The following is a 19,568-nucleotide window of genomic DNA, read 5'->3' as shown; positions in this document are numbered from 1 at the left end:
CCAGGGGCGGGAAGACTGGTCATGACCATTTTTGCCATGCAGGAGTATATCGAGCAGGTCGAGGAAACAGTGGCCTGGCTCGGGACTATGCTGGAGGAAACACCCGAGTACCTGATCCAGCTCGGTACTGGTCTGGGCGAGCTGGTCCGGGCCATGGAGGTGGATGTCCGGATCGGTTACGAAGATATTCCCCATTTCCCCTTTTCCACGGTGGAATCCCATCCCGGATACCTGGTCTGTGGTCGGTTGGCCGGCAAACCGGTCGCCATTCTTCAGGGACGGGTCCATTACTACGAGGGATATTCGGCCCGGCGGGTCTCCTTCCCCATCCGGATCCTGTCTCTGCTTGGAGTCCACACCGCGATCATCACCAACGCCAGTGGCGGCCTCGATTCAGCCATGAAACCCGGCACCATCATGATCTTTGCCGATCATCTCAATTTTCTTGGCGACAACCCCTTGCGGGGACCCAATATCGACGCCTGGGGTCCGCGTTTCCCCGACCTTTCCAGGCCCTATGACCCGGAACTGCAGGATCTGGCCCGGCGGGCCGCAGAGGAGCTTGGCATCGACAGGATCTGCGACGGCACCTATGTCTGTATCCCTGGACCGAGCCTGGAAACTCCGGCCGAGACCCGTTATCTGCGCAGTTGCGGGGCCGATGCTGTTGGCATGTCCTCGATTCCCGAGGTTCTGGTCGCAATCCATGGCGGGCTGCGGGTGCTCGGTTTATCTGTGGTGGCCAATGTCAATGATCCTGACAATATGGCACCGATCCTGCTTGATGACATCGTCCGCTCTGCCCGGGAGGCGGAGCCGGATCTGCAGCGGCTCGTCGAAAAAATCCTTCACCTGGACCGTCCGGCTTGAGATCGGAGGATCGGTCGTGAGCTCCATGTTCGATGTGATTATATGCAGGCTGACAAGAGAAGAGGAGTAGACAGGAGCAAGCAGAAACCAACCCTTGTCCGCTCCCTGAAGAAAAGCGCTCTCACGTTTGGCGCCATGGCACCGCTGTTTCTGGGTATCATGGGTCTGGTCGGTCTGTTTCAGGTCCTGGTCTCCCCGGGTGATCTGGCCGCCCTGTTTCGGGGAAATCCCCTGCTTGACACCCTCACCGGTACAATGGCCGGAGCGGTTGCTTCGGGTAATCCGGTCGTCAGCTATCTGCTTGGCGGTGAACTGCAGCAGCAGGGGGTTGCCCTCTATGCGGTGACCGCCTTTATCCTCTCCTGGGTGACCCTTGGTTTTGTCCACCTTCCGATGGAGGCTGCCGTGCTGGGTCGCAGGTTCACCGTGTACCGCAATGTCCTGGCTTTTGTCTTCACCATGCTCATTGCCGTCGCCACCACCCTGACCATGCGGCTTGTGTCATGACCAGGGAAAAGGACGGCTCAGGGACCCGGTTGCGGGGTATTCCTTTTTTTCTTCTGGTGGCGGCCGCCTATGCAATACTCTTTTTTCATGATCGGAATCAGGCCCTGCTGGCACTGTACAGGAGCGGGACGGTCCTGGTTCGGATCCTGCCGGTCCTTGTGGTGGTGATCCTCTTCACCGGGCTGGTCAACTACCTGCTCCGGCCTGGACAGATAGTCAAACACCTTGGGGCGGAAAGTGGGCTGCGGGGCTGGTTCATCGCCCTCATGGCCGGAGTGATCAGCCATGGGCCCATGTATGTCTGGTATCCCATGATCCAGGATCTGCGCAATCAGGGAACCCGGGACGGCCTGTTGGTCGCCTTTTTTTATGCCAGAGCGATCAAGGTTCCCTTTCTGCCGTTGATGATCGATTATTTCGGTCTTGGCTTTACCCTGGTGCTTTCCTGTTACATACTGATTGGGTCCATTGTCCAGGGCTGGATCATGGAGCTGTTGGCGGGGGCCGGGCGGCGGGCAGGATGAAACACGTTTACTGAGAATTTTTTGTTGTTCAGGTCCCCTTTGGAACCAGGGTAGCCCTGACGGTGGCCTGGACAAAGACATCCGGGAGGGATAGAAGATCATGGCGGACCTTCTTGTCACAGGACAATACCTTGTCTGCGTCGACGACGATCACACTGTAATCGACAATGGTGGTTTGGCGATCAGCGGAGATACCATTACGGCCGTCGGTCCGGCCGATGAGCTGCGCAATCGCTATCCCTCGGCCAAGGAATTGCACGAACCCCATGGTCTGATTATGCCGGGGCTGGTCAATGTGCACACCCATGCGGCCATGGCCTGCTTCCGTGGTCTGGCCGATGACCTGGAACTCATGCAGTGGCTGCAGGAGTACATCTTTCCGGCTGAATCCAATTTGACCGGCGAGGTGGTCTACTGGTCCAGCATGCTGTCCATATGCGAGATGATCCGCTCCGGGACCACAAGTTTCTGCGACATGTATCTCTTTGCCGCCGAGGTGGCCCGGGCCGCGGACGATGCAGGTATGCGGGCCTGGATCGGCGAAGTGCTCTATGATTTCCCCTCACCCAGCTACGGGGAGTTGGAAAACGGGTTTGCCTGCTGTGAAAAACTGTTTGCGACCTATGCAACCCATCCGCTCATCACCATCACCGTGGACCCCCATGCAGTCTATACCTGTTCACCGGAACTGCTGGTCCGGCTCGGGGAGATGGCCCGGGAAAAAGAGGCTCTCTATGTGATTCATCTTGCCGAAACAGAGGATGAAGTGGCAACCTGCCTGGAACGCTACGGGGTGAGACCGGTCCAGCATCTGGAACAGCTGGGGGTGCTTGGGGCGGGTGTTGTGGCCGATCACTGCGTCCATTTGACCGGAGAGGAGATTGAACTCATGGCCGAACGGGGGGTTGGGGTGGCTCATTGTCCCGAGTCCAATATGAAACTGGCCTCCGGTATTGCGCCGGTACCGGATATGCTGGCCGCGGGCCTGGCCGTGGGACTGGGCACCGACGGGGCGGCCTCCAACAATGATGTGGATATGTTTGGCGAGATGTCGTCCGCTGCGCTTATCCACAAGGGATCACGGCTTGATCCCACGGTGATGGACGCGCGCACCACCCTGCACATGGCCACCCGTGGCGGGGCCCGGGTTCTCCAGGCCGGGGAGCGGATCGGCAGTCTTGAGCCGGGTAAAAAAGCGGACTGTATAGTCCTTGATCTGCACCAGCCCCATCTCACCCCGCTTTACAATCCCCTTTCCCATCTGGTGTACGCGGCCAGGGGTGGAGATGTGGTCCACTCGATCATAAATGGTCGAATCGTCATGCGGGACCGCCAGCTTACCACGGTGAATGAGGCCGGGGTTTTTGAAGCCATGGACCGGATCAGTCGGGAGACAGGTAAAATCAAAGGTAATCGGAGTTGACAGCGCCGGTGGCAAGGTGATATGGTTTGCACTACAGCGTGATGTGTCCGGACAGAGGATTCCGGGTCTCAGGACTTCCGTCAGATACGTGGTATCAACTGATATTGCCATGGCAGACATATAACAGACAAATAATTTTCGTTACGAGTGCAGGGTGTAACATCGACATGTCTCCTGTTTTCGGACGAAACATAGAGAGGTGACATAATGTTCGGACTTGGAATGCCTGAACTGATCATCATCCTGGTGATTATCGTGATCATATTCGGGGCCGGTAAGTTACCTGAAATCGGGGCTGGTATCGGCAAGGGTATCAAGAATTTCAAGGAAGCCACCAAGGATGAGTCCAAACAGAAGACCATTGAGGACGACAAGGCGGACAAGGAGAGCTGAAACTGTTTTTTTCCGCAGTGCACCGTTGTCAGCCAATGTAACATGAACTGAATCCTGGGATGTGAGACTATGTTTGGACTTGGCACACCGGAACTTATCGTTATCCTGGCCATTGCCTTTCTCTTCTTTGGTGGGAAAAAACTGCCGGAGATCGGCTCAGGGCTCGGAAAAGCCATCGGCAGTTTCAAGAAAGGGCTTGATGACGCGGAGGAGGCGGGCGTTGATCTTAAAAGGAGTCTGCCCGGCGTCAAGGAAGTGACTGCGGTCAAAGAGAAGATGGAAAAAGCCCGTGATATAACCCAGGTCTTGAACAAATAGACGGTTCGCCAACTTCCTGGTCTGACAGCGTGGTAAGGTGTCGCGTCTTTTTGATTGTTTTTCAGTCCGTTTTTCCCCGCTCTTTTTCTTCTTCTGTCTTGACAGAGAGCAACTTTCCTTGTAATCGTCTTTCCTTGCCATCTGCCCAGTGTCCGGGTTGACGGACATGCTGCGGGGCAAGAGACTCTGTTTGCAGGTTTTCGCCTGTCTTTTCTGTTCTGTTTTTCTGATTGCTGCCACCTGAAAGGACAGTGTTCCCCCTGCAGGTAAGCGACCGAAGGGAGACTCCGGGTAAACGACCGAAGGGAGATCCCGGGTCGTGTCCGGAGGCAGGCCCTGCATGGTCGGGTGATGGCCTTGCATATGACCGATGAACTTGATTGATACGATGTCAGGCCAAGGGGTCAGGGTCTGGTGATCAGCATAGAAACGTTTCCAGGGGGAGTGTATGTGTCGTTTAGCTCTGAAAAGTGCTGATGATCCCTTTTCGCCCTATGAAGTGCTTACGGCCATGGAGGCCATGCGCGAGGGCTATGATGGAAGCGGTCTGGGACTGCTTCTGCGGGGGATCAGCTTTGAGGATTTCAATTATAAGCCCAACCGTCCTGTTCTTTCCGGCATAGTTCAGTCGGAAGCAGCTCTGCACCGCTTGAACAAGTTCATGGAAGATCGTGGATTTGAGCTGCGCTACGACCATGAGTTTGACATTGATCGCCGGGTGCTCCAGGTGGGGGATCAGTACAAGTACGTGATTCGCGTCTACCGGTTGCCCGATGACTGGAGTACCAGGAGCGAGGAGGAGGTGGAGAACCTGCTCATGCACACCCGGCTCGATCTTAGGCAGGATGGAGAAGAGCACGGGGGTGACCTGACGGTTTTTTCCTTCTGGCCGGACGTGATGATGATCAAGGAGGTTGGGTGGCCGCTGCAGGTGGGGGACGGATTCTCTCTGCACGATGGCCGGATCAAGGCCCGGGTCGTCATGGCCCAGGGACGGCAGAACACCAACTACGGCATCAATCTCTATGCCTGCCATCCCTTCTTCATTCAGGGTATCTCCACCATGACCAATGGTGAGAACACCGCTTTTGTCCCAATTCGCGACTGGCTGCTCGGGCTGCACAAGCCAGGCTATCAGGGGTATCAGTCCGACTCCGAGGTCTTTACCCATATCCTCCATTACACCTTGAAAGAGCTGAAACTGCCTCTTCAGGCCTACAAACACATCATCACTCCGCTCAAGACCGAAGAGCTGGAGAGACACCCCAGTGGTGATTTTCTCCGCGGCCTGCGCGACAGCTGTCGCCGACTCATCATCGATGGTCCCAACTGTGTGATCGGGACCCTGCCCGACGAAACCTGCCTGATGGTGATGGATCACAAGAAAATGCGTCCCGGTACCGTGGGGGGGCGTCCCGGATGCTGGGCCATGGCATCCGAGATGTGCGGAGTGGAATCCCTGGTACCGGACCGGGACCGCAGTCTTGACTTTCAACCCATGCGCGAACATACAGTCATCATTCCGCCAGATAGAAAGGAGCTTGTCATATGGAGTCAATTCGATCCATATCCGTTGGCCCAGGCAGCCTGACCCATACGGATTTTCCCTGGATCATCGAGCACAACGAGGACCGCTGTGTCCTGTGCGGCAAGTGCGCCGCTGTGTGCCCGATGGAGTCGCTTAAGTTGTCGTATTCGCGCAGCAGGGTTCCGAAACTCGATGTTCTCAGAAAAAAACGCCAGTCTGAGTACAAGGTGGTTGTCGGCATCCGCCAGAAGACCGATACCTCCCACCGTTGCGTGGGCTGCGGAATGTGCTCCATGGTCTGTCCCAATGCGGCCATCGGCCCGCGGTACAACGACAACGAGCACCGCACGGTGTTTTTTGCCGATAAGAAGGGCGATCCCTACAAGCGCGGTGGCCGGAAGAATCAGCCCGGTCCGACCCTGCTTGACCGGATAATCTTTGACCGTATTTCCATGTTGACCGATCCGGCCCTGGATGCCGGCCGGCATGAGTTCTACATGAACACGGTGCTTGGCCGGGTGCTGCCGCCGGAAGAGTTTCTCCGCCGCAAGCTAAACGATGAATGGATTCCGCCCACCCGGGAGATATTTCCTTTTATTATAGGCGGCATGTCCTTTGGCGCCCTGTCGCCCAACATGTGGCTCGGTTTGCTCCAGGGCGTGGCTTACTGCAATGAGGTTCTGGGAATTCCGGTGGTCATGTCCACCGGTGAGGGAGGCTGTCCACCGTGGGTTCTGCGCAGCCCCTATCTCAAGTACCTGATCCTGCAGATCGCTTCAGGCTATTTCGGCTGGGACGAAATTATCCGCGCCATTCCGGAAATGGCCTGCGACCCATGCGCCATCGAGATCAAGTACGGCCAGGGGGCCAAGCCCGGTGACGGCGGGTTGCTCATGGGATTCAAGGTCAGTAAACTGATCGCCCGGCTCCGGGGAGTGCCCCAGGGGGTTGACCTGCCGTCTCCGCCCGTGCATCAGACCCTGTATTCCATCGAGGAGTCGGTGGGTAAGATGATCCAGTCTCTTTCCACCCTCTTTGGTTTCCGGGTTCCGGTCTATCCGAAGATCTCGGCCACGACTTCTGCCAAGGCAGTTCTGAACAACCTGGTCCGCAACCCCTTTGCCAGTGCGCTGTGCATTGACGGTCTGGATGCAGGTACCGGGGCCGCCTACAATGTTTCCATGGATGCCATGGGCCATCCCATTGCCTCGAATATCCGTGAATGCTATCTCGAGCTCTGCAAGCAGGGCCGCCAGAACGAGATCCCGCTCTTTGCCGCCGGTGGTGTGGGCAAGAACGGTAATATCACCCAGAACGGCATGGCCCTGATTATGCTTGGAGCCTCGGGGATCCATGTGGGCCGCTACATCATGCAGGCTGCGGCCGGCTGTCTTGGCAACGAGAAGAATCGCTGCAATATCTGCAATATCGGTCTCTGTCCCAAGGGTATCACCAGTCAGAATCCCAAGCTTTATCGGCGGCTGGATCCGGATCAGGTGGCCGAGCGGGTGGTGGAGGTCTTTCTCTCCATACGGACCGAGATGAAGAAGATCATGGCTCCTCTGGGCCGGTCCCAGAGTCTGCCGGTCGGCATGTCGGACGCCCTTGGTATCGCTGATGCAGAGGTGGCAAAGAGGCTGCAGATCAAATACGTTTGTTAAGAGGTTTCAGGCCCTGTCCGGGATCACGGGATCGGTGTCCCGGCCCGAAACTGGGCTTGCGTAGAAGATAACAGGAGTGACGAACCAGTGAGTACACCACAGGTCATCAAGGGCTTTGACGCTCAGGGACGACGGATTCCGTCCAAGGATCTGGACGAGTTGATCCGTGCTGCGCTCAAGTCCGGCAATTATATCAGGATAGAGTCCTATGGACAGCATAACATAGGTTGTCGGCTCCACGGTGACGAACCGATCACCATCGAGGTGACCGGGCCGGTGGGTCAGCGTCTGGGTGCCATGGGGATGCCGGGTACCACAATTATAAGCGAGGGCCCGGCCTCCGATGATGTCGGCTGGCTCAATATCGGCGCCGATATCATTGTCAAGGGAGATGCCACCAACGGAGTCTGTAACGCCATGGCCGCCGGCCGGGTGATGATCGGCGGCTCCATCGGTTCCCGCGGCCTGACCATGACCAAGTGGAATCCTGAATACGATCGGCCGGAACTGTGGGTGCTTGGTTCTGTGGGTGATACCTTTGCCGAGTTCAACTGTGGCGGGGTGGCCGTGGTTTGTGGGGTTGAACCAAAGCGGCCCGGAACGGTGCTGGGCTACCGTCCCTGTGTGGGCATGGTGGGTGGCTGGATCTATTATCGGGGCGAAACAGATGGCACCTATGCCCGCAACTCGGCCCGGGAGCAGGAACCCGATGATGTCCAGTGGAAGTGGCTTGAGGACCGGATGCCCGAGTTCCTCGACAGGATTGGTCGGCCCGAACTGCTCGAGACCCTGTCCAGGCGCGAGGAGTGGAAGGTTCTCATGGCCATGACCCCCCAGGAGAAGGCGAAACTGCTCAAGGGGCCGATGTCCATGGCCGAGTTCCGCCGGGAACACTGGGACAAGACCTTTAAAAACGGTGATCCTCTGGCGGATCTGGCGCCGGAACTGGACCGCAGTCCCATCCCGGTGATCGTCACCGGTGAGCTGCGTCGCAAGAAACCGGTCTGGACCAGTCCCGGCACTTCGGGCAAACCGTGCCGAGACTGTCATCTTTGTGAAACAGTCTGTCCGACTGCGGCGATCAGTCGGCAGGAGACGGATGACCGGTTTGACTATGTGTCTGATGATGGCAAATGCATAGCGTGTGGCTTTTGCCGCGATGTCTGTCCGGTTTCCATCTGGCGGATGGAGCCCCTGCCATAGGCGGGATCCTTCCTGCAGAGTGATACAGGCAGGGGCGAGGTGATCTGCCTTGCCCCTGCTATTTTTTTATGAACCTCAGGCGGACCTTGTATTTCCTCCGGTCCAGGTCTTTGGGCAGTTTCGTGCCATTGGGCACAAGCAGCGTCAGTACCCGGCCGCTTGCCGGATCCTGGCGAAATTCCTTTCTTCGTTCTTCTTCCTGGGGGCCGCGGATTGATTTTCTTGGCTCCCGCACATCCAGGATCTCCGCTTCCACTGTGGTTGTGCCAGTGGAACCCGGCTTGCCCGATGGTGGACCGGTTGGCTGGATCGCTCCGACAATGATGTCGACCATGATCATTCCTCCCTGAATGAATTCTTCTGTGTGTTTTTATCGGTAAAACAACAGGTTTTCAATAGCTTTTTTTCAGCTCGTCAGGTGAGGAACAGTCGGCCGCGCCGGTATTCGGTCCTCCACCCCTCGAGCTCCAGCAAATATTTTTTCACCGCTATCCCGGCGGCAAAACCGGTCAGGTTCCGATCGGCACCGATGACCCGGTGGCAGGGAATGACCAGAGGAAGCGGGTTTGCACCAGCAGCCCGCCCTACGGCTCTGGCCAGGTTTTTTTTGCCCAGGGCCCGGGCAACCTGTCCGTAAGTCCACACATCTCCCCATGGGATGGCCAGCAGTACATCCCAGGTTTTTTTTTCAAACGCTGTTCCGCTGATGGAAAGAGGGAGGGAGAAGTTTCGGCGGATTCCATTGAAATATTCTGTTATCTGCTGCCGGGCCAGGCCAAGTACATGGTCTGTGGGAGGAGTGGGCTCCGGGGTCAGGTTGGGGGGAGATGCTCCGGACAGCTGAATCCGGCACAACCCCTGCTGGTCGGCAGTTATCCGGATTGGGCCGGTCGGAATGAGGAAGGTGTGGTGGACGGACACGGCAGATTGTGCTCCCGAATGTGCGGATTTTTCTCTGGTGCAGAATGATTTTTGGGCAACTGGTTGTCGGGCAGGATCCAACAAAAAAGAATGGGTCCTTGACTTAGCTTAGCGCTTTTGAGAGAATTTATCCATGCAGTAAGATGCTTTTCAAGACATCATAAAGACGAATCATGGAGGTGAGAGTATGCCAAAAACACGGATATTTTTTACAGTGATAATGTGTTTGTTTTTCGCAACGGTCTGTCAGGCGGGCGAAGTGGTGAAGATCGGGGTGTTGGCAAAAAACGGATCAGCAAAGGCCTTGAAGAAGTGGGCGGCGACAGGGGAGTATCTTACCGCCAAGATCAGCGGCAAGACCTTTGAAATCGTACCTCTTGACTTTGATCAGGTGTTTCCTGCCATTTCTGGTGCTGAGGTGGATTTTTTTCTTGTCAATTCTTCCATGTTTGTCACAGCCAAGGTCAAATATGGCGCCGAGGCGATTCTCACCATGATCAATTCCCGCCAGGGCAAGGCGCTTACCTCCTTTGGCGGGGTTATCTTTACAAATGCCTATAACGACGCGGTCAATACTCTGGCCGATATCAAGGGCAAGAAGTTCATGGCGGTTAAAAAGTCTTCATTCGGTGGCTGGCAGATGGCCTACAAGGAACTGCTTGACGCCGGGATTGATCCTTTGCAGGATTTTGCCTCGGTGGAGTTCGGCAACAAGCATGACAACGTGGTCTTTGCCGTTCAGAACGAGGTCGTGGATGTGGGCACCGTCCGTACCGATACCCTGGAGCGCCTTGCCGCTTCCGGGGCGATCGTCATGGAGGATTTCAAGATCATAGCCCCGAAAAAGTATGCTGATTTTCCCTTTGTTTGTTCAACCAGGCTTTATCCTGAGTGGCCTCTTGCCAAGACAGCGGGTACCGATGCTGCTCTTGTCGCGCAGGTCACGGCTGCGCTCAAGGAAATGAAGCCGGATGACAAGGCGGCAAAGGCCGCGAAAATTGTCGGCTGGACAGATCCGCTGGACTACTCGGGAGTCGAGGAGCTGCAGAAAACCCTGGGCGTTGGTGCCTATGGAAAGTAACAGCTGAGAGGCCTGTCCCGGTCAGGTCCACAGATGCAGTACGGTTTTCTCAGGCCGGTCGGGATATTCCCGACCGGCCTGTTTTTGTTCAGGCGCCCTTCAGTTGGGGCCCATGGTGGCAAGCAGCCGTATCAGTTCACCTTCCAGTTCTGTCTGGCGGGTGAGCAGGCTTCCAGCCCGTCGCTCCAGTTCGGTCATGTCTGCCGTGGAATTGTTTTTTCGGATATGGCTGCAGTTGTAGTTGAGGCAGAACATGGGCTTGATCGGCAGGATGCAGCCTTCCGGGCCGAGAAAACAGCAGTTTGATGCATCCGCCGGCAAGGTGTTGATTTCGATGCCGGCCAGAAGGTTGATCAGCAGAAGGATAGTGTCGGTGTTTTTCGCCATGCAGGCGCTGCAGCAACCGCCATCCGGCCGGGCGCCACAATGGGCGCACTGGCGACCCATGTTCATGGCTGCCATCTGGGAGCGCAGATTGTCAAGGAACCGTTCCAGGTCTACCAGCCCCTCCCGGACAACCGGGACGGCCAGCAGGGAGGAACCATGGGACCTGTACAATGTCTGGGCGCGCTGAAGTTTGTCGGCCACCGAACCGGAGAAGAATAGATCCAGGGGCTGGAAGTGGGGCTTGGGCATCAGGGGTTCCTCTTCTGTTGCATGAATTCTTTCCATACGGGAGCTGCCGCCCGGCCTCCGGTTTCGCTTCGGCCAAGGGAACGCGATCGGTCATGGCCAAGCCAGACCCCGGTGGTGATGTCTTTGGTGTAACCGATGAACCAGGCATCCATATTGCGGTCCGAGGTGCCCGTCTTGCCGGCTGCTCCGGGGATACCCCGGGCCAGGCGTCCGGTTCCCCGGTTGATGACCTCCTGGAGGATGGAGGTCATGGTTCGGGCCGTATCCGGCCTGAGAACTGTGCGTGGGTTCCCCTTTTTCCACGGCACGGTGCGACCGAAGCGATCCTGTATTCTGGTGATGGCAAAGGGCTCACGATAGATTCCCTGGCTGGCGAATACCGTGTAGGCTCCGGTCATTTCCAGCAGCGAGACCGGAGAGGCACCAAGGGCCAGGGGCAGTTCCGGCCGCAGTTCGCTGCTGATACCTGCCTTTTTTGCCAGGGCAATGACCGGTTTCACCCCGACTTTACGCAGTAGCTTGATGGTGACGATGTTGCGTGACTGGATGAGGGCCTCGCGCAGGGTGGTGGGGCCATGCCAGGTGTTGCTGTAGTTTTTCGGTGCCCAGACCGAGCCGTCCCGGTTGCGGATGACAAGGGGGGCGTCATTGAGTTGCAGGTCCGGGGAAATTCCACGCTCAAAGGCCGCGGCATAGACCAGGGGTTTGAAGATCGAGCCTGGCTGGCGGTTGGCGAGCACGGCTCGGTTGTAGGGGCTTTTTTCGTAGTCGGTCCCGCCAACCAGGGCCAGGATGCGGCCGGTCCGGTTATCCAGGGCTACCAGGGCGCCCTGCGGTGGTTGCGGGGTATCTTCCCTTTTCCAGATCGCATCGCAACCGGCGCGGATGGCAAGGATGGCCCGTTCCTGCAGTTCAATATCCAGGGTGGTCCAGACAGTCAGGCCGGCCCGGTAGAGTTGTTCGCGGCCATAAAGTTGCTCCAGTTGGGATCGGACATAGTCGGTGAAATAGCCGTTCGTGGCCCGCTGCAACTTGCCAGAAGGCTGGAAGGTTATTTTCTCGTTAAAGGCCTGGCGTGCCTCCCTGGCACTGATCAGTCCATCCTCGGCCATTCTGTTGAGGACGTAACGCTGTCTGGCCCTGGCCCTGGAAAAATGTTTCAGCGGTGAGTAGCGGCTCGGGGCCTGGGGAAGTCCGGCCAGCAGGGCCATCTCGCCAAGGCGTAAACTGCTGGCTGGTTTTCCGAAATAGGTGCGGCTGGCCGCCTCCACCCCATAGGCCCCTTCACCAAGATAGATTTCGTTGAGGTACAGGGTCAGTATTTCCTGCTTGGAGAGCATCCGGTCCAGCCGATAGGCAAGGATTGCCTCGGTAACCTTGCGGAAATAACTTTTTTCCCGCGAGAGCATGAGCGAGCGGGTTACCTGCTGGGTAATTGTGGAGCCGCCTTGGCTCCGACGACCGGACCTGAGGTTATTGATAAAGGCGCGGGCAATGGACCAGACGTCAAGACCGCCATGCTGCCAGTAGCGGCTGTCTTCGGCCGCGACAAAGGCCTGGGGCAGCAGTGGCGGCATCTGGTCCCAGGTCAGTACTATGCGGTTTTCCCGGTAGATGGTGTCCACCGGCCTGCCGTGGCGGTCGAGCAGGGTGGTGGTGACCAGGGGACGGTAATCATCCACCGTACGGATATCCGGGATGTCCAGGGAAAGAAACCAGGCCAGGCCAAAGCCCACAAGCAGGGTAACCAGACCGCAGGTGCCCATGAGAAAATAGGTGATATGGGTATGGTCTAAGACCGGTCGCCGCGCAGGACGTTTGCTTGTTTTTTTTTGTCTTTTCACCGGGTGTTGCAAGAATTATGGTTGTCAGAGGGAAGATGAAGTCTCATATTGTATATTGGTAAATAACGCAAGCAGTGAATGGAGGAAGAGTTCTTGTCACCGTACCCGGCATCCTGTCCGATGTCCGGGTCAGCAGGCTGGCAGGCCGTTTTATCGACAGGAAATCGCCTTTCTGTTACAGTCCTCTCAAGCCAGGCATCGGGTGCAAGGCGCCCGGCATGACAATATCAACCTGAATCATCAGGAAATCTCTTGTCCCGCATACGTATTCTTTCCGAACAGTTAGCAAATCAGATCGCCGCCGGAGAGGTGGTGGAACGTCCGGCCTCGGTGGTCAAGGAGCTGGTCGAAAACAGTCTGGATGCCGGTGGTTCCAGGATCCAGGTTCAGGTGGAGGGCAGCGGCACCCGCTTGATCCGGGTGGTGGATGACGGAATCGGCATGGACAGTGACGATGTGTTGCTCAGCCTGGAGCGGCATGCCACCTCCAAGCTTTTCAGCGAAGACCAGCTGGCTGCCATCTCCACCCTTGGGTTTCGGGGTGAGGCCCTGCCCAGTATAGGTTCGGTGTCCAGGATGACGATTCTTTCCCGGCCGCGAACGGCAGACATGGGGACCCGGGCAGAGATGCGCTATGGAACCCTGCATGCCATCCATGAGGATGGCTGCCGCCAGGGAACCGTCATCGAGGTTCGCGGTCTGTTTGGCAATGTGCCGGCCCGGCGGAAATTTCTCAAATCGGCTCGGACCGAACTGTATCACATCGAAGAGGTCCTGCGCGACCAGGCCCTGGCCCATCCAGGGGTGGGATTTGTTCTTCAGGTCGAAGGCCGGACGGTCCTTGACCTGCAGCCGGGAGAAGACCTGGAGGCCCGGGTACGACAGATTTACCAGGTGCGGGATCAACTGGTGCCGGTATCCTTCCTGGAAAAGACAGATCCCGGCCTTGAGCTTGAAGGGTATCTGCTGGAGTCGGGTATCAGCCAGTCCCGGGTCCGCAGACTGCGCATCCTGGTGAATAATCGACCGGTGCAGGACCGGATGCTCCATCACGCCGTGCGCGAGGGCATGCGGGAATTCCTCTTGACCGGTCAGCAACCGGCCGGGGTCCTGCTGCTGCACCTGCCTCCGGATCAGGTGGACGTGAATGTCCATCCGGCCAAGCGGGAGATTCGCTTCCGTCGCAGCCAGGAGGTGCACCGGCTGCTGGTCAGGGGTATCAGGGAGTCTGTGGCCCGCTTTCAGGATGAGTTCCGATCCCGTCTCTTTGCTGTTCCTGGGTTCCGGGCACCCGCCGAAAGAGTTCCTGCCACCGATGACCAGCCTGTCCAGCGATCCCTTGATGGAGTAAGACCGCCATCCTCCGCTCCGGCCCTGAACCCGGCGGTCAGCGGGGAGATACCTGTTGAATCGACTCCCGTTGCGTATTCGTCCCCTGGTCCTTCCCTGGTTTCGGTGCACCTGGCCGAGCCGGACCCGGACGCATCGAGGGATGAAGGCGGGCAGACTCTGGAAGGATTGCAGGTCATCGGCCAGCTTTTTGACCTGTACCTGCTCTGCGAGCTGGGGGATGAACTGGTCCTGATCGACCAGCATGCGGCCCATGAGCGGATTATCTATCAGCAGCTACGCCGCGGATTTACAAACCGCTCCATTCCCGCTCAGAGTCTCATGTTTCCGGTTCCGGTGGAACTGCGACCCGAACAGATCGAAACCATGGAGCGGACCGGTGACGCTCTCCAGGCCCTGGGTTTTGTGGTGGAACCCTTCGGCGATGCCACCTGGCTGATCCAGGCTTTGCCAGCCCAGCTCAGCCATCTCGATCCTGCGAAGATGCTCCATGAGGTCCTGGACGAATTGCGTCTTGCCGGGGAGGATACTCCAGGGGTTGTGCTGTCACCGCAGATGGAAAAACTCCTGGCCTCCATGGCCTGCAAGGCCGCGGTCAAGGCGGGTAACCGGCTCCAGGACCGGGAGATGGAAGAGCTGCTTGGCCAGATGCAGAGCGCGGATTTTTTTTCCCACTGTCCGCACGGTCGACCGGTGATCAAGCAGATACCCCGGCGCGAGATAGAAAAATGGTTTCGGCGACTCTGAGATAACAGCCAGACCGGGTGGCCGTGGATCGGTGCCGGTCTGTTTATACTTTTCAGCGTAAGGAGAAGAGGCATGAGCAGCTACATCATCCATCCCATCGTCATGGGAACCAAGATCTTTGACAAGGGCATGATGACCTACCAGCATGACTACGGAACCCCGTATACCATCCCCATCTACTGCTGGTACCTTGAAGGAACGGATCGCACAATCCTCATCGATACCGGAGAGATGCATCCGGTCCAGTCTGAGGACCGGGAAAAGGCCATCGGCGGCAAAATCCATACATTCGAGGAGGGGTTGGCCCGTCACGGTCTCACTCCGGGGGATATCGACATGGTCATCCATACCCATCTCCATTCCGACCACTGTGAAAATGATTATAAATGTGAAAACGCCCGGTTTTTTATCCACGAAAAAGAGCTGGAAACCATAGAAAATCCCCACCCTCTGGATTACCGTTATGTGGAGGATTTTATTTTCGAGATCCGTGACCGGGACCAGATAGAAGTGGTCCGTGCCGACGGGGAACTGGTTCCCGGAATCTCGGTCCTGCACACACCGGCCCATACTCCCGGCGGCATGACGGTTTTTGTGGACACGCCCCGTGGCCGGGTGGCAATCACCGGATTCTGTGTTATCCGGGAAAACTTTGAACCGCCGGTCCAGGTCCGGGCCATGGAAATGGAGGTGATCCCGCCGGGCACCAGCGTCAATACCTATGAGGCCTACGATATCCTGATCAAGGTTCGGGATATGGCCGACTATGTTGTTCCTTTGCATGAACCTGAATTTGCCTCCGGCAAGGCGATTTCCTGACCTGAATCCGTGAGCGTTCGAGATCGGGTCGGATGTGAGAAGGCAATGATGTTGATAATATTGACGACATATCAGCGGGTTGCCGTCGAAGTCGACGGCCCGCTCGAGCGTCCTGCAGGGCGGTGGGGTGAATTTTATGCAGGCGTTTTTATAAAAAACAACGGAAAAAACGAAGCTGTTATACATAAAGCAGCACAAGGCCGTCACGGATTCAGGTTGAAGTGACAGGCAAAGAGGAGAGGGGGAGAAAAGGGAATGATCAGCAGGGATGAGCTGTACGATCTCGTTATCAGCGGACTGCCGGTCGCCCTGTTTGTGGTCGATGGTGATTTTGCAATTATCGAGTTCAACGTGGCGGCGGAAAAACTGACCGGCTGGAACCGTGAGGAAGTTCTGGGACGGCCCTGTTTCGAAATCCTGGGCTCGAATCTCTGTCGGTCCAGCTGTCCCTTGCGGGAAAGCGAGAAAACCGGGAAACCCTGTCTGGGCCGGGAAGCGGTGCTCCATACCCGAAACAGCAAGAAAATGCCGATTTTTTTTTCCAGTTCGGCCATGCTTGATGATCAGGGGCGGATGAAGGCGGGTATCGAGGTGTTCCGGGACGCGACCGAGATAAAAAAGCTCGAAGCGCAGAAAAAGAATCTCATTTCACTCTTTACCCATGACCTCAAGGCACCGGTGGCCATTGTCGGCGGTTTTGTCGATCGTCTTCTGCAGGAAAAGGCCGGGCCGCTGACCGACAAGCAGGAGGAGTATCTGCGGGCCATTCGTAAAGAGATCTCCCGGCTGGAAGAATATATTCATTCGTTTCTGGACATCAGCCGCATTGAGGCCGGCCAGGTTGAACTGCAGCTTTCCGAGCAGTCCATTGGGCCGTTGCTTACGGAGATCGTTGAGGGATTCCGGGTGCCGGCTGCTGATAAAAAGATTCTTATTTCTCTGGAAATACAGGATAACCTTCCACCAGTAGAGGTGGATTCCCTCCAGTTTTCACGGGTCATTTCCAACCTGCTCGATAACGCCATCAAGTACTCGGCCCCGGGTAAGGAGGTCCGGGTCAGCGCCAGGGAAGAGGGCGAAGACCTGGTCGTCGAAATCCAGGACCAGGGCCCGGGTATCGCCCCGGACCAGCAGGAGCATATCTTTGACGCCTTCTACCGTATCCCGGGAACTCGAAAAAAGACCGGCGGCAGTGGCCTTGGACTGGCCGCGGTCCGAGCCATTATGGAGGCCCATGGCGGCCGGGCCTGGGTGGAGAGCAGGGAGGGTGAGGGAAGCCGTTTCAAGGTTTCGGTGCCCAGGCAGCCTCCGCCCTGTGCTCAGTCTTCCAGGTAATAGCCTCGGGCAAGGTCGGTAAACGTTTCCACCTGCTCTTTTTGCCAGTTTGTATCCCGTTCCAGTTCCGCGGCCAGGATGCGGGCCACCTCCGGCGCCATGTCGATGGCGGCCCTGGCATCAAGGAACAGGGCCCTTTGCCGCCTTGCCAGGATGTCTTCTACTGTTCTGGCCATTTCATAGCGGGCCGACCAGGTGACCTCGATGGCGGTGTAGGGTAGCCGGGCATGGAGCTGACGGCCCAGTTCCGGATGTTTTGAGACAATGTCACGCATGTAGTCGGAGTCCGAGCCGTAATAGTAGAGAGGGTCGTCGTAATCCACGTTGGACAGCCAGCCGTGGATGGGCATATTCTCGGTCCGGCATTTCCTGTTTTCCAGGCCGCCGACCAGGGCGGCCTTGTCCACAGTGTCCTGGGCCATCTTGCGATAGGTGGTCCACTTGCCGCCGGTGATGGTCACCAGGCCGGAGGTGGAGACCCGCAGATGGTGATTGCGGGAGATTTCCTTGGTGGCCGTGGTGTCATTGCCGTCCCTGGGGGCGGCCAGTGGACGCAGCCCGGCAAAGACGGAGAGGATATCGTGCCGCTGCGGCTCCCGGGTCAGATATTTCTTGGCCGTGGACAGGATAAAATCCACCTCTTCTTCCAGGGCCCGCGGCTCCAGGGAGCACTCTTCCAGGGGTGTGTCCGTGGTCCCGACCACGACTCTACCGTGCCACGGGACGGCAAAGAGAACCCGGCCGTCTGATGTTTTCGGGATCATGATCGCAGAATCCCCCCTGAGAAATTCCTTGTTCAGGATGATATGGACTCCCTGGCTGGGCCTGACAAGGCGTGGCGCCGCAGGATCGTCCATGTGCATGATTTCATCGACAAACACCCCGGTGGCATTGACCACGCTGCGGCCGTTAAGCCGGTAGGTGTCAGCGTTCTCCTGGTCCACGGCCTCCACTCCGCAGACAAGACCCTCACCGTTTTTCATCAGCCCGGTAACGCGCATGTAGTTGACCACCACTCCACCATGTTCGGCACAAGTCTGGGCAATATTGATGGCCAGCCGCGAGTCGTCGAACTGGCCGTCGTAATAGATAACCCCACCGCGCAGCCCCTCGGTCTTCAGGTTGGGGATGGCACCCAGGACCTCCTCGCGCGACAGGGACTGGGAGGGGCCCAGACCCAGCTTGCCGGCCATCATGTCATAGACCTTCATGCCCACGGTGTAGAAGGGACCGTCCCACCAGTCATAGTTGGGGATGATGAACGACTGGTTCTTGACCAGGTGGGGGGCGTTCTGGCGCATGAGTCCCCGTTCGTGCAGGGCCTCGAGTACCAGGGAGATGTCGCCCTGGGCCAGGTAGCGGACCCCGCCGTGAACCAGCTTGGTGGACCGGCTCGAGGTTCCCTTGGTGAAGTCGGATTGCTCCAGAAGCAGGGTGCGGTACCCCCTCGAAGCGGCGTCGAGGGCCGTGCCGAGACCGGTGGCCCCGCCGCCGATGACGATGATGTCCCAGGGGGTGTCGCCCTGTTCGCGGATGGTTTTCAGCATACGTTCGCGTTTCATGGATATCTCCTGCACACGGTCGTGCCTGTAAGGTGTTGCGGCCAGTCGGTGATGACTCCGACTCCGGCCTGGAGTAATTCTCCGGCCCGGGTCATGTCGTTTACGGTCCAGCTGTTGACCCGCACTCCGACCCGGCGCAGTTCCTGGACCAGCTCCAGGTCCAGGAGTTGTACCGATGGATGATAGGCGGCGGCTGAGAGATCCTTGAGATAGTGGATCAGGTCCGGAGGGTGTTTCTTCTCAACCAGTACTCCAAGGGCCAGGGAGGGGCACAGTCTCTGGGCCCGCCGGAGGTATTCGTGCCGGAAGGAAGACAGCAGTACCAGGTCCATGGTTCCGGTCTCTTCGAGCATGGCCAGGACCCGGTCCACAACTTTGGTATCTCCCGGCGGGGTGCCGAGGTCCTTGAGTTCCAGGTTGACCGGAAAGCGGTGTCTGGCCGTGAGGGACAGTATTTCGCCAAGCAGGGGAATTTTCTGGTTCCTGATCCTGTCTTTTTCTTCTGCTTTCACCTCACCGGATGCCACGGTACCGAATGGGTCGGCCTCCAGGAACCAGGACCCGGCGTCCAGCTCCCGGAGTTCGGCAACAGTGAACCGCTCCGTAGGCCAGGGGTGGTTATCCCTGAAGTGGGAATGCCCGGCCACATCGGTGGTCCGCTCCAGGGTGTCATCGTGAAAGATGATCGGTTCACCTTCCCTGCTGACCCGCACATCGGTCTCCCAGGCGTGGGCACCGAAGTCCCTGGCTTTCTCCAGGGCCAGCAGGGTGTTTTCCGGGGCAATGGACCGGGCTCCACGGTGGCCACAGATAAATCCGGTTGCGGGCAGGTGGTCAAAAAACAAG

Annotated in this window: 19 protein-coding genes; 13 read left to right on the top strand and 6 right to left on the bottom strand. The window is 57.6% G+C overall.

The features are described 5' to 3' along the window. Nucleotides 1–21: 21 nt before the first annotated feature. The 9 genes from ACXJJY_RS06585 (at nucleotide 22) to ACXJJY_RS06545 (ending at nucleotide 8,427) form a co-directional block, all read left to right on the top strand. Nucleotides 22–870 (top strand): purine-nucleoside phosphorylase, encoded by an 849-nt coding sequence (locus ACXJJY_RS06585; protein WP_456386170.1) that lies wholly within the window; start codon nucleotides 22–24, stop codon nucleotides 868–870. Between the two features lie 42 nt (nucleotides 871–912). Further along, nucleotides 913–1,377, top strand: a complete 465-nt coding sequence (locus ACXJJY_RS06580) for a permease (RefSeq protein WP_456386169.1) — start codon at nucleotides 913–915, stop codon at nucleotides 1,375–1,377. Next, nucleotides 1,374–1,901: a permease gene (locus ACXJJY_RS06575; RefSeq protein ID WP_456386168.1), complete on the top strand. Its 528-nt coding sequence runs from the start codon at nucleotides 1,374–1,376 to the stop codon at nucleotides 1,899–1,901. Before ACXJJY_RS06580 ends, ACXJJY_RS06575 begins: the two co-directional genes overlap by 4 nt. A 100-nt stretch (nucleotides 1,902–2,001) precedes the next feature. Continuing rightward, nucleotides 2,002–3,324: an amidohydrolase family protein gene (locus tag ACXJJY_RS06570; RefSeq protein WP_456386167.1), complete on the top strand. Its 1,323-nt coding sequence runs from the start codon at nucleotides 2,002–2,004 to the stop codon at nucleotides 3,322–3,324. 207 nt (nucleotides 3,325–3,531) lie between these two features. Continuing rightward, nucleotides 3,532–3,717: a twin-arginine translocase TatA/TatE family subunit gene (tatA, locus tag ACXJJY_RS06565; protein ID WP_456386166.1), complete on the top strand. Its 186-nt coding sequence runs from the start codon at nucleotides 3,532–3,534 to the stop codon at nucleotides 3,715–3,717. A gap of 69 nt (nucleotides 3,718–3,786) precedes the next feature. Beyond that, complete coding sequence (locus tag ACXJJY_RS06560; protein WP_456386165.1) at nucleotides 3,787–4,035, top strand: twin-arginine translocase TatA/TatE family subunit; 249 nt, start codon at nucleotides 3,787–3,789, stop codon at nucleotides 4,033–4,035. Nucleotides 4,036–4,483: 448 nt separating this feature from the next. Continuing rightward, entirely contained in the window at nucleotides 4,484–5,626 is a 1,143-nt protein-coding gene (locus ACXJJY_RS06555) for a class II glutamine amidotransferase domain-containing protein (protein WP_456386164.1), read from the top strand. Beyond that, nucleotides 5,584–7,224 carry a glutamate synthase-related protein gene (locus ACXJJY_RS06550; RefSeq protein ID WP_456386162.1) on the top strand — a complete coding sequence of 547 codons (1,641 nt, stop codon included), beginning with the start codon at nucleotides 5,584–5,586 and terminating at the stop codon, nucleotides 7,222–7,224. The genes ACXJJY_RS06555 and ACXJJY_RS06550 overlap by 43 nt, the downstream gene beginning before the upstream one ends. Before the next feature lie 87 nt (nucleotides 7,225–7,311). Further along, a complete protein-coding gene (locus tag ACXJJY_RS06545) occupies nucleotides 7,312–8,427 on the top strand; it encodes a GltB/FmdC/FwdC-like GXGXG domain-containing protein (protein ID WP_456386161.1) in 1,116 nt (371 codons plus the stop codon). A 58-nt stretch (nucleotides 8,428–8,485) separates the two neighbouring features. Here the strand turns inward: ACXJJY_RS06545 and ACXJJY_RS06540 are convergent, their stop codons facing one another. Both ACXJJY_RS06540 and ACXJJY_RS06535 read right to left on the bottom strand, forming a co-directional pair. Then, a complete protein-coding gene (locus ACXJJY_RS06540) occupies nucleotides 8,486–8,761 on the bottom strand; it encodes a hypothetical protein (protein ID WP_456386160.1) in 276 nt (91 codons plus the stop codon). A gap of 80 nt (nucleotides 8,762–8,841) precedes the next feature. Next, nucleotides 8,842–9,348, bottom strand: a complete 507-nt coding sequence (locus tag ACXJJY_RS06535) for a methylated-DNA--[protein]-cysteine S-methyltransferase (protein ID WP_456386159.1) — start codon at nucleotides 9,346–9,348, stop codon at nucleotides 8,842–8,844. Nucleotides 9,349–9,535: 187 nt separating this feature from the next. On the opposite strand from ACXJJY_RS06535, the gene ACXJJY_RS06530 reads away from it, so the two are divergent. Continuing rightward, the gene (locus ACXJJY_RS06530; RefSeq protein WP_456386158.1) at nucleotides 9,536–10,429 is read left to right on the top strand and encodes a phosphate/phosphite/phosphonate ABC transporter substrate-binding protein; all 894 of its coding nucleotides are present in this window, start codon (nucleotides 9,536–9,538) and stop codon (nucleotides 10,427–10,429) included. Nucleotides 10,430–10,528: 99 nt separating this feature from the next. Here ACXJJY_RS06530 and ACXJJY_RS06525 read toward each other — a convergent pair whose 3' ends face one another. Both ACXJJY_RS06525 and ACXJJY_RS06520 read right to left on the bottom strand, forming a co-directional pair. Next, complete coding sequence (locus ACXJJY_RS06525; RefSeq protein ID WP_456386157.1) at nucleotides 10,529–11,101, bottom strand: hypothetical protein; 573 nt, start codon at nucleotides 11,099–11,101, stop codon at nucleotides 10,529–10,531. After that, nucleotides 11,065–12,909, bottom strand: coding sequence for a penicillin-binding protein 1A (locus tag ACXJJY_RS06520; RefSeq protein ID WP_456386156.1), 1,845 nt, complete (start codon nucleotides 12,907–12,909; stop codon nucleotides 11,065–11,067). Before ACXJJY_RS06520 ends, ACXJJY_RS06525 begins: the two co-directional genes overlap by 37 nt. A gap of 252 nt (nucleotides 12,910–13,161) precedes the next feature. On the opposite strand from ACXJJY_RS06520, the gene mutL reads away from it, so the two are divergent. From mutL to ACXJJY_RS06505, 3 genes are all read left to right on the top strand, one after another. Beyond that, nucleotides 13,162–15,006: a DNA mismatch repair endonuclease MutL gene (mutL, locus tag ACXJJY_RS06515; protein ID WP_456386155.1), complete on the top strand. Its 1,845-nt coding sequence runs from the start codon at nucleotides 13,162–13,164 to the stop codon at nucleotides 15,004–15,006. 72 nt (nucleotides 15,007–15,078) lie between these two features. Beyond that, nucleotides 15,079–15,825, top strand: coding sequence for an N-acyl homoserine lactonase family protein (locus tag ACXJJY_RS06510; RefSeq protein WP_456386154.1), 747 nt, complete (start codon nucleotides 15,079–15,081; stop codon nucleotides 15,823–15,825). A 255-nt stretch (nucleotides 15,826–16,080) separates the two neighbouring features. Then, nucleotides 16,081–17,160 (top strand): sensor histidine kinase, encoded by a 1,080-nt coding sequence (locus ACXJJY_RS06505; protein ID WP_456386153.1) that lies wholly within the window; start codon nucleotides 16,081–16,083, stop codon nucleotides 17,158–17,160. Here the strand turns inward: ACXJJY_RS06505 and ACXJJY_RS06500 are convergent. Continuing rightward, nucleotides 17,145–18,722 carry a glycerol-3-phosphate dehydrogenase/oxidase gene (locus tag ACXJJY_RS06500; protein WP_456386152.1) on the bottom strand — a complete coding sequence of 526 codons (1,578 nt, stop codon included), beginning with the start codon at nucleotides 18,720–18,722 and terminating at the stop codon, nucleotides 17,145–17,147. The genes ACXJJY_RS06505 and ACXJJY_RS06500 overlap by 16 nt on opposite strands. Further along, entirely contained in the window at nucleotides 18,719–19,567 is an 849-nt protein-coding gene (locus tag ACXJJY_RS06495) for a glycerophosphodiester phosphodiesterase (protein WP_456386151.1), read from the bottom strand. The genes ACXJJY_RS06500 and ACXJJY_RS06495 overlap by 4 nt, the downstream gene beginning before the upstream one ends. Nucleotide 19,568 lies beyond the last annotated feature (1 nt).

It is taken from the genome of Desulfolithobacter sp. (assembly GCF_054025815.1).
This window is presented reverse-complemented; position numbering and strand designations above follow the sequence as displayed.

Coding starts and splice junctions, on each gene's coding strand:
- ACXJJY_RS06540 (WP_456386160.1), bottom strand. CDS start 8,761: ATGGTCGACATCATTGTCGGAGCGATCCAGCCAACCGGTCCACCATCG.
- ACXJJY_RS06585 (WP_456386170.1), top strand. CDS start 22: ATGACCATTTTTGCCATGCAGGAGTATATCGAGCAGGTCGAGGAAACA.
- ACXJJY_RS06500 (WP_456386152.1), bottom strand. CDS start 18,722: ATGAAACGCGAACGTATGCTGAAAACCATCCGCGAACAGGGCGACACC.
- ACXJJY_RS06575 (WP_456386168.1), top strand. CDS start 1,374: ATGACCAGGGAAAAGGACGGCTCAGGGACCCGGTTGCGGGGTATTCCT.
- ACXJJY_RS06550 (WP_456386162.1), top strand. CDS start 5,584: ATGGAGTCAATTCGATCCATATCCGTTGGCCCAGGCAGCCTGACCCAT.
- ACXJJY_RS06505 (WP_456386153.1), top strand. CDS start 16,081: ATGATCAGCAGGGATGAGCTGTACGATCTCGTTATCAGCGGACTGCCG.
- ACXJJY_RS06560 (WP_456386165.1), top strand. CDS start 3,787: ATGTTTGGACTTGGCACACCGGAACTTATCGTTATCCTGGCCATTGCC.
- ACXJJY_RS06580 (WP_456386169.1), top strand. CDS start 913: ATGCAGGCTGACAAGAGAAGAGGAGTAGACAGGAGCAAGCAGAAACCA.
- ACXJJY_RS06530 (WP_456386158.1), top strand. CDS start 9,536: ATGCCAAAAACACGGATATTTTTTACAGTGATAATGTGTTTGTTTTTC.
- tatA (WP_456386166.1), top strand. CDS start 3,532: ATGTTCGGACTTGGAATGCCTGAACTGATCATCATCCTGGTGATTATC.
- ACXJJY_RS06510 (WP_456386154.1), top strand. CDS start 15,079: ATGAGCAGCTACATCATCCATCCCATCGTCATGGGAACCAAGATCTTT.
- ACXJJY_RS06555 (WP_456386164.1), top strand. CDS start 4,484: ATGTGTCGTTTAGCTCTGAAAAGTGCTGATGATCCCTTTTCGCCCTAT.
- ACXJJY_RS06570 (WP_456386167.1), top strand. CDS start 2,002: ATGGCGGACCTTCTTGTCACAGGACAATACCTTGTCTGCGTCGACGAC.
- ACXJJY_RS06525 (WP_456386157.1), bottom strand. CDS start 11,101: ATGGAAAGAATTCATGCAACAGAAGAGGAACCCCTGATGCCCAAGCCC.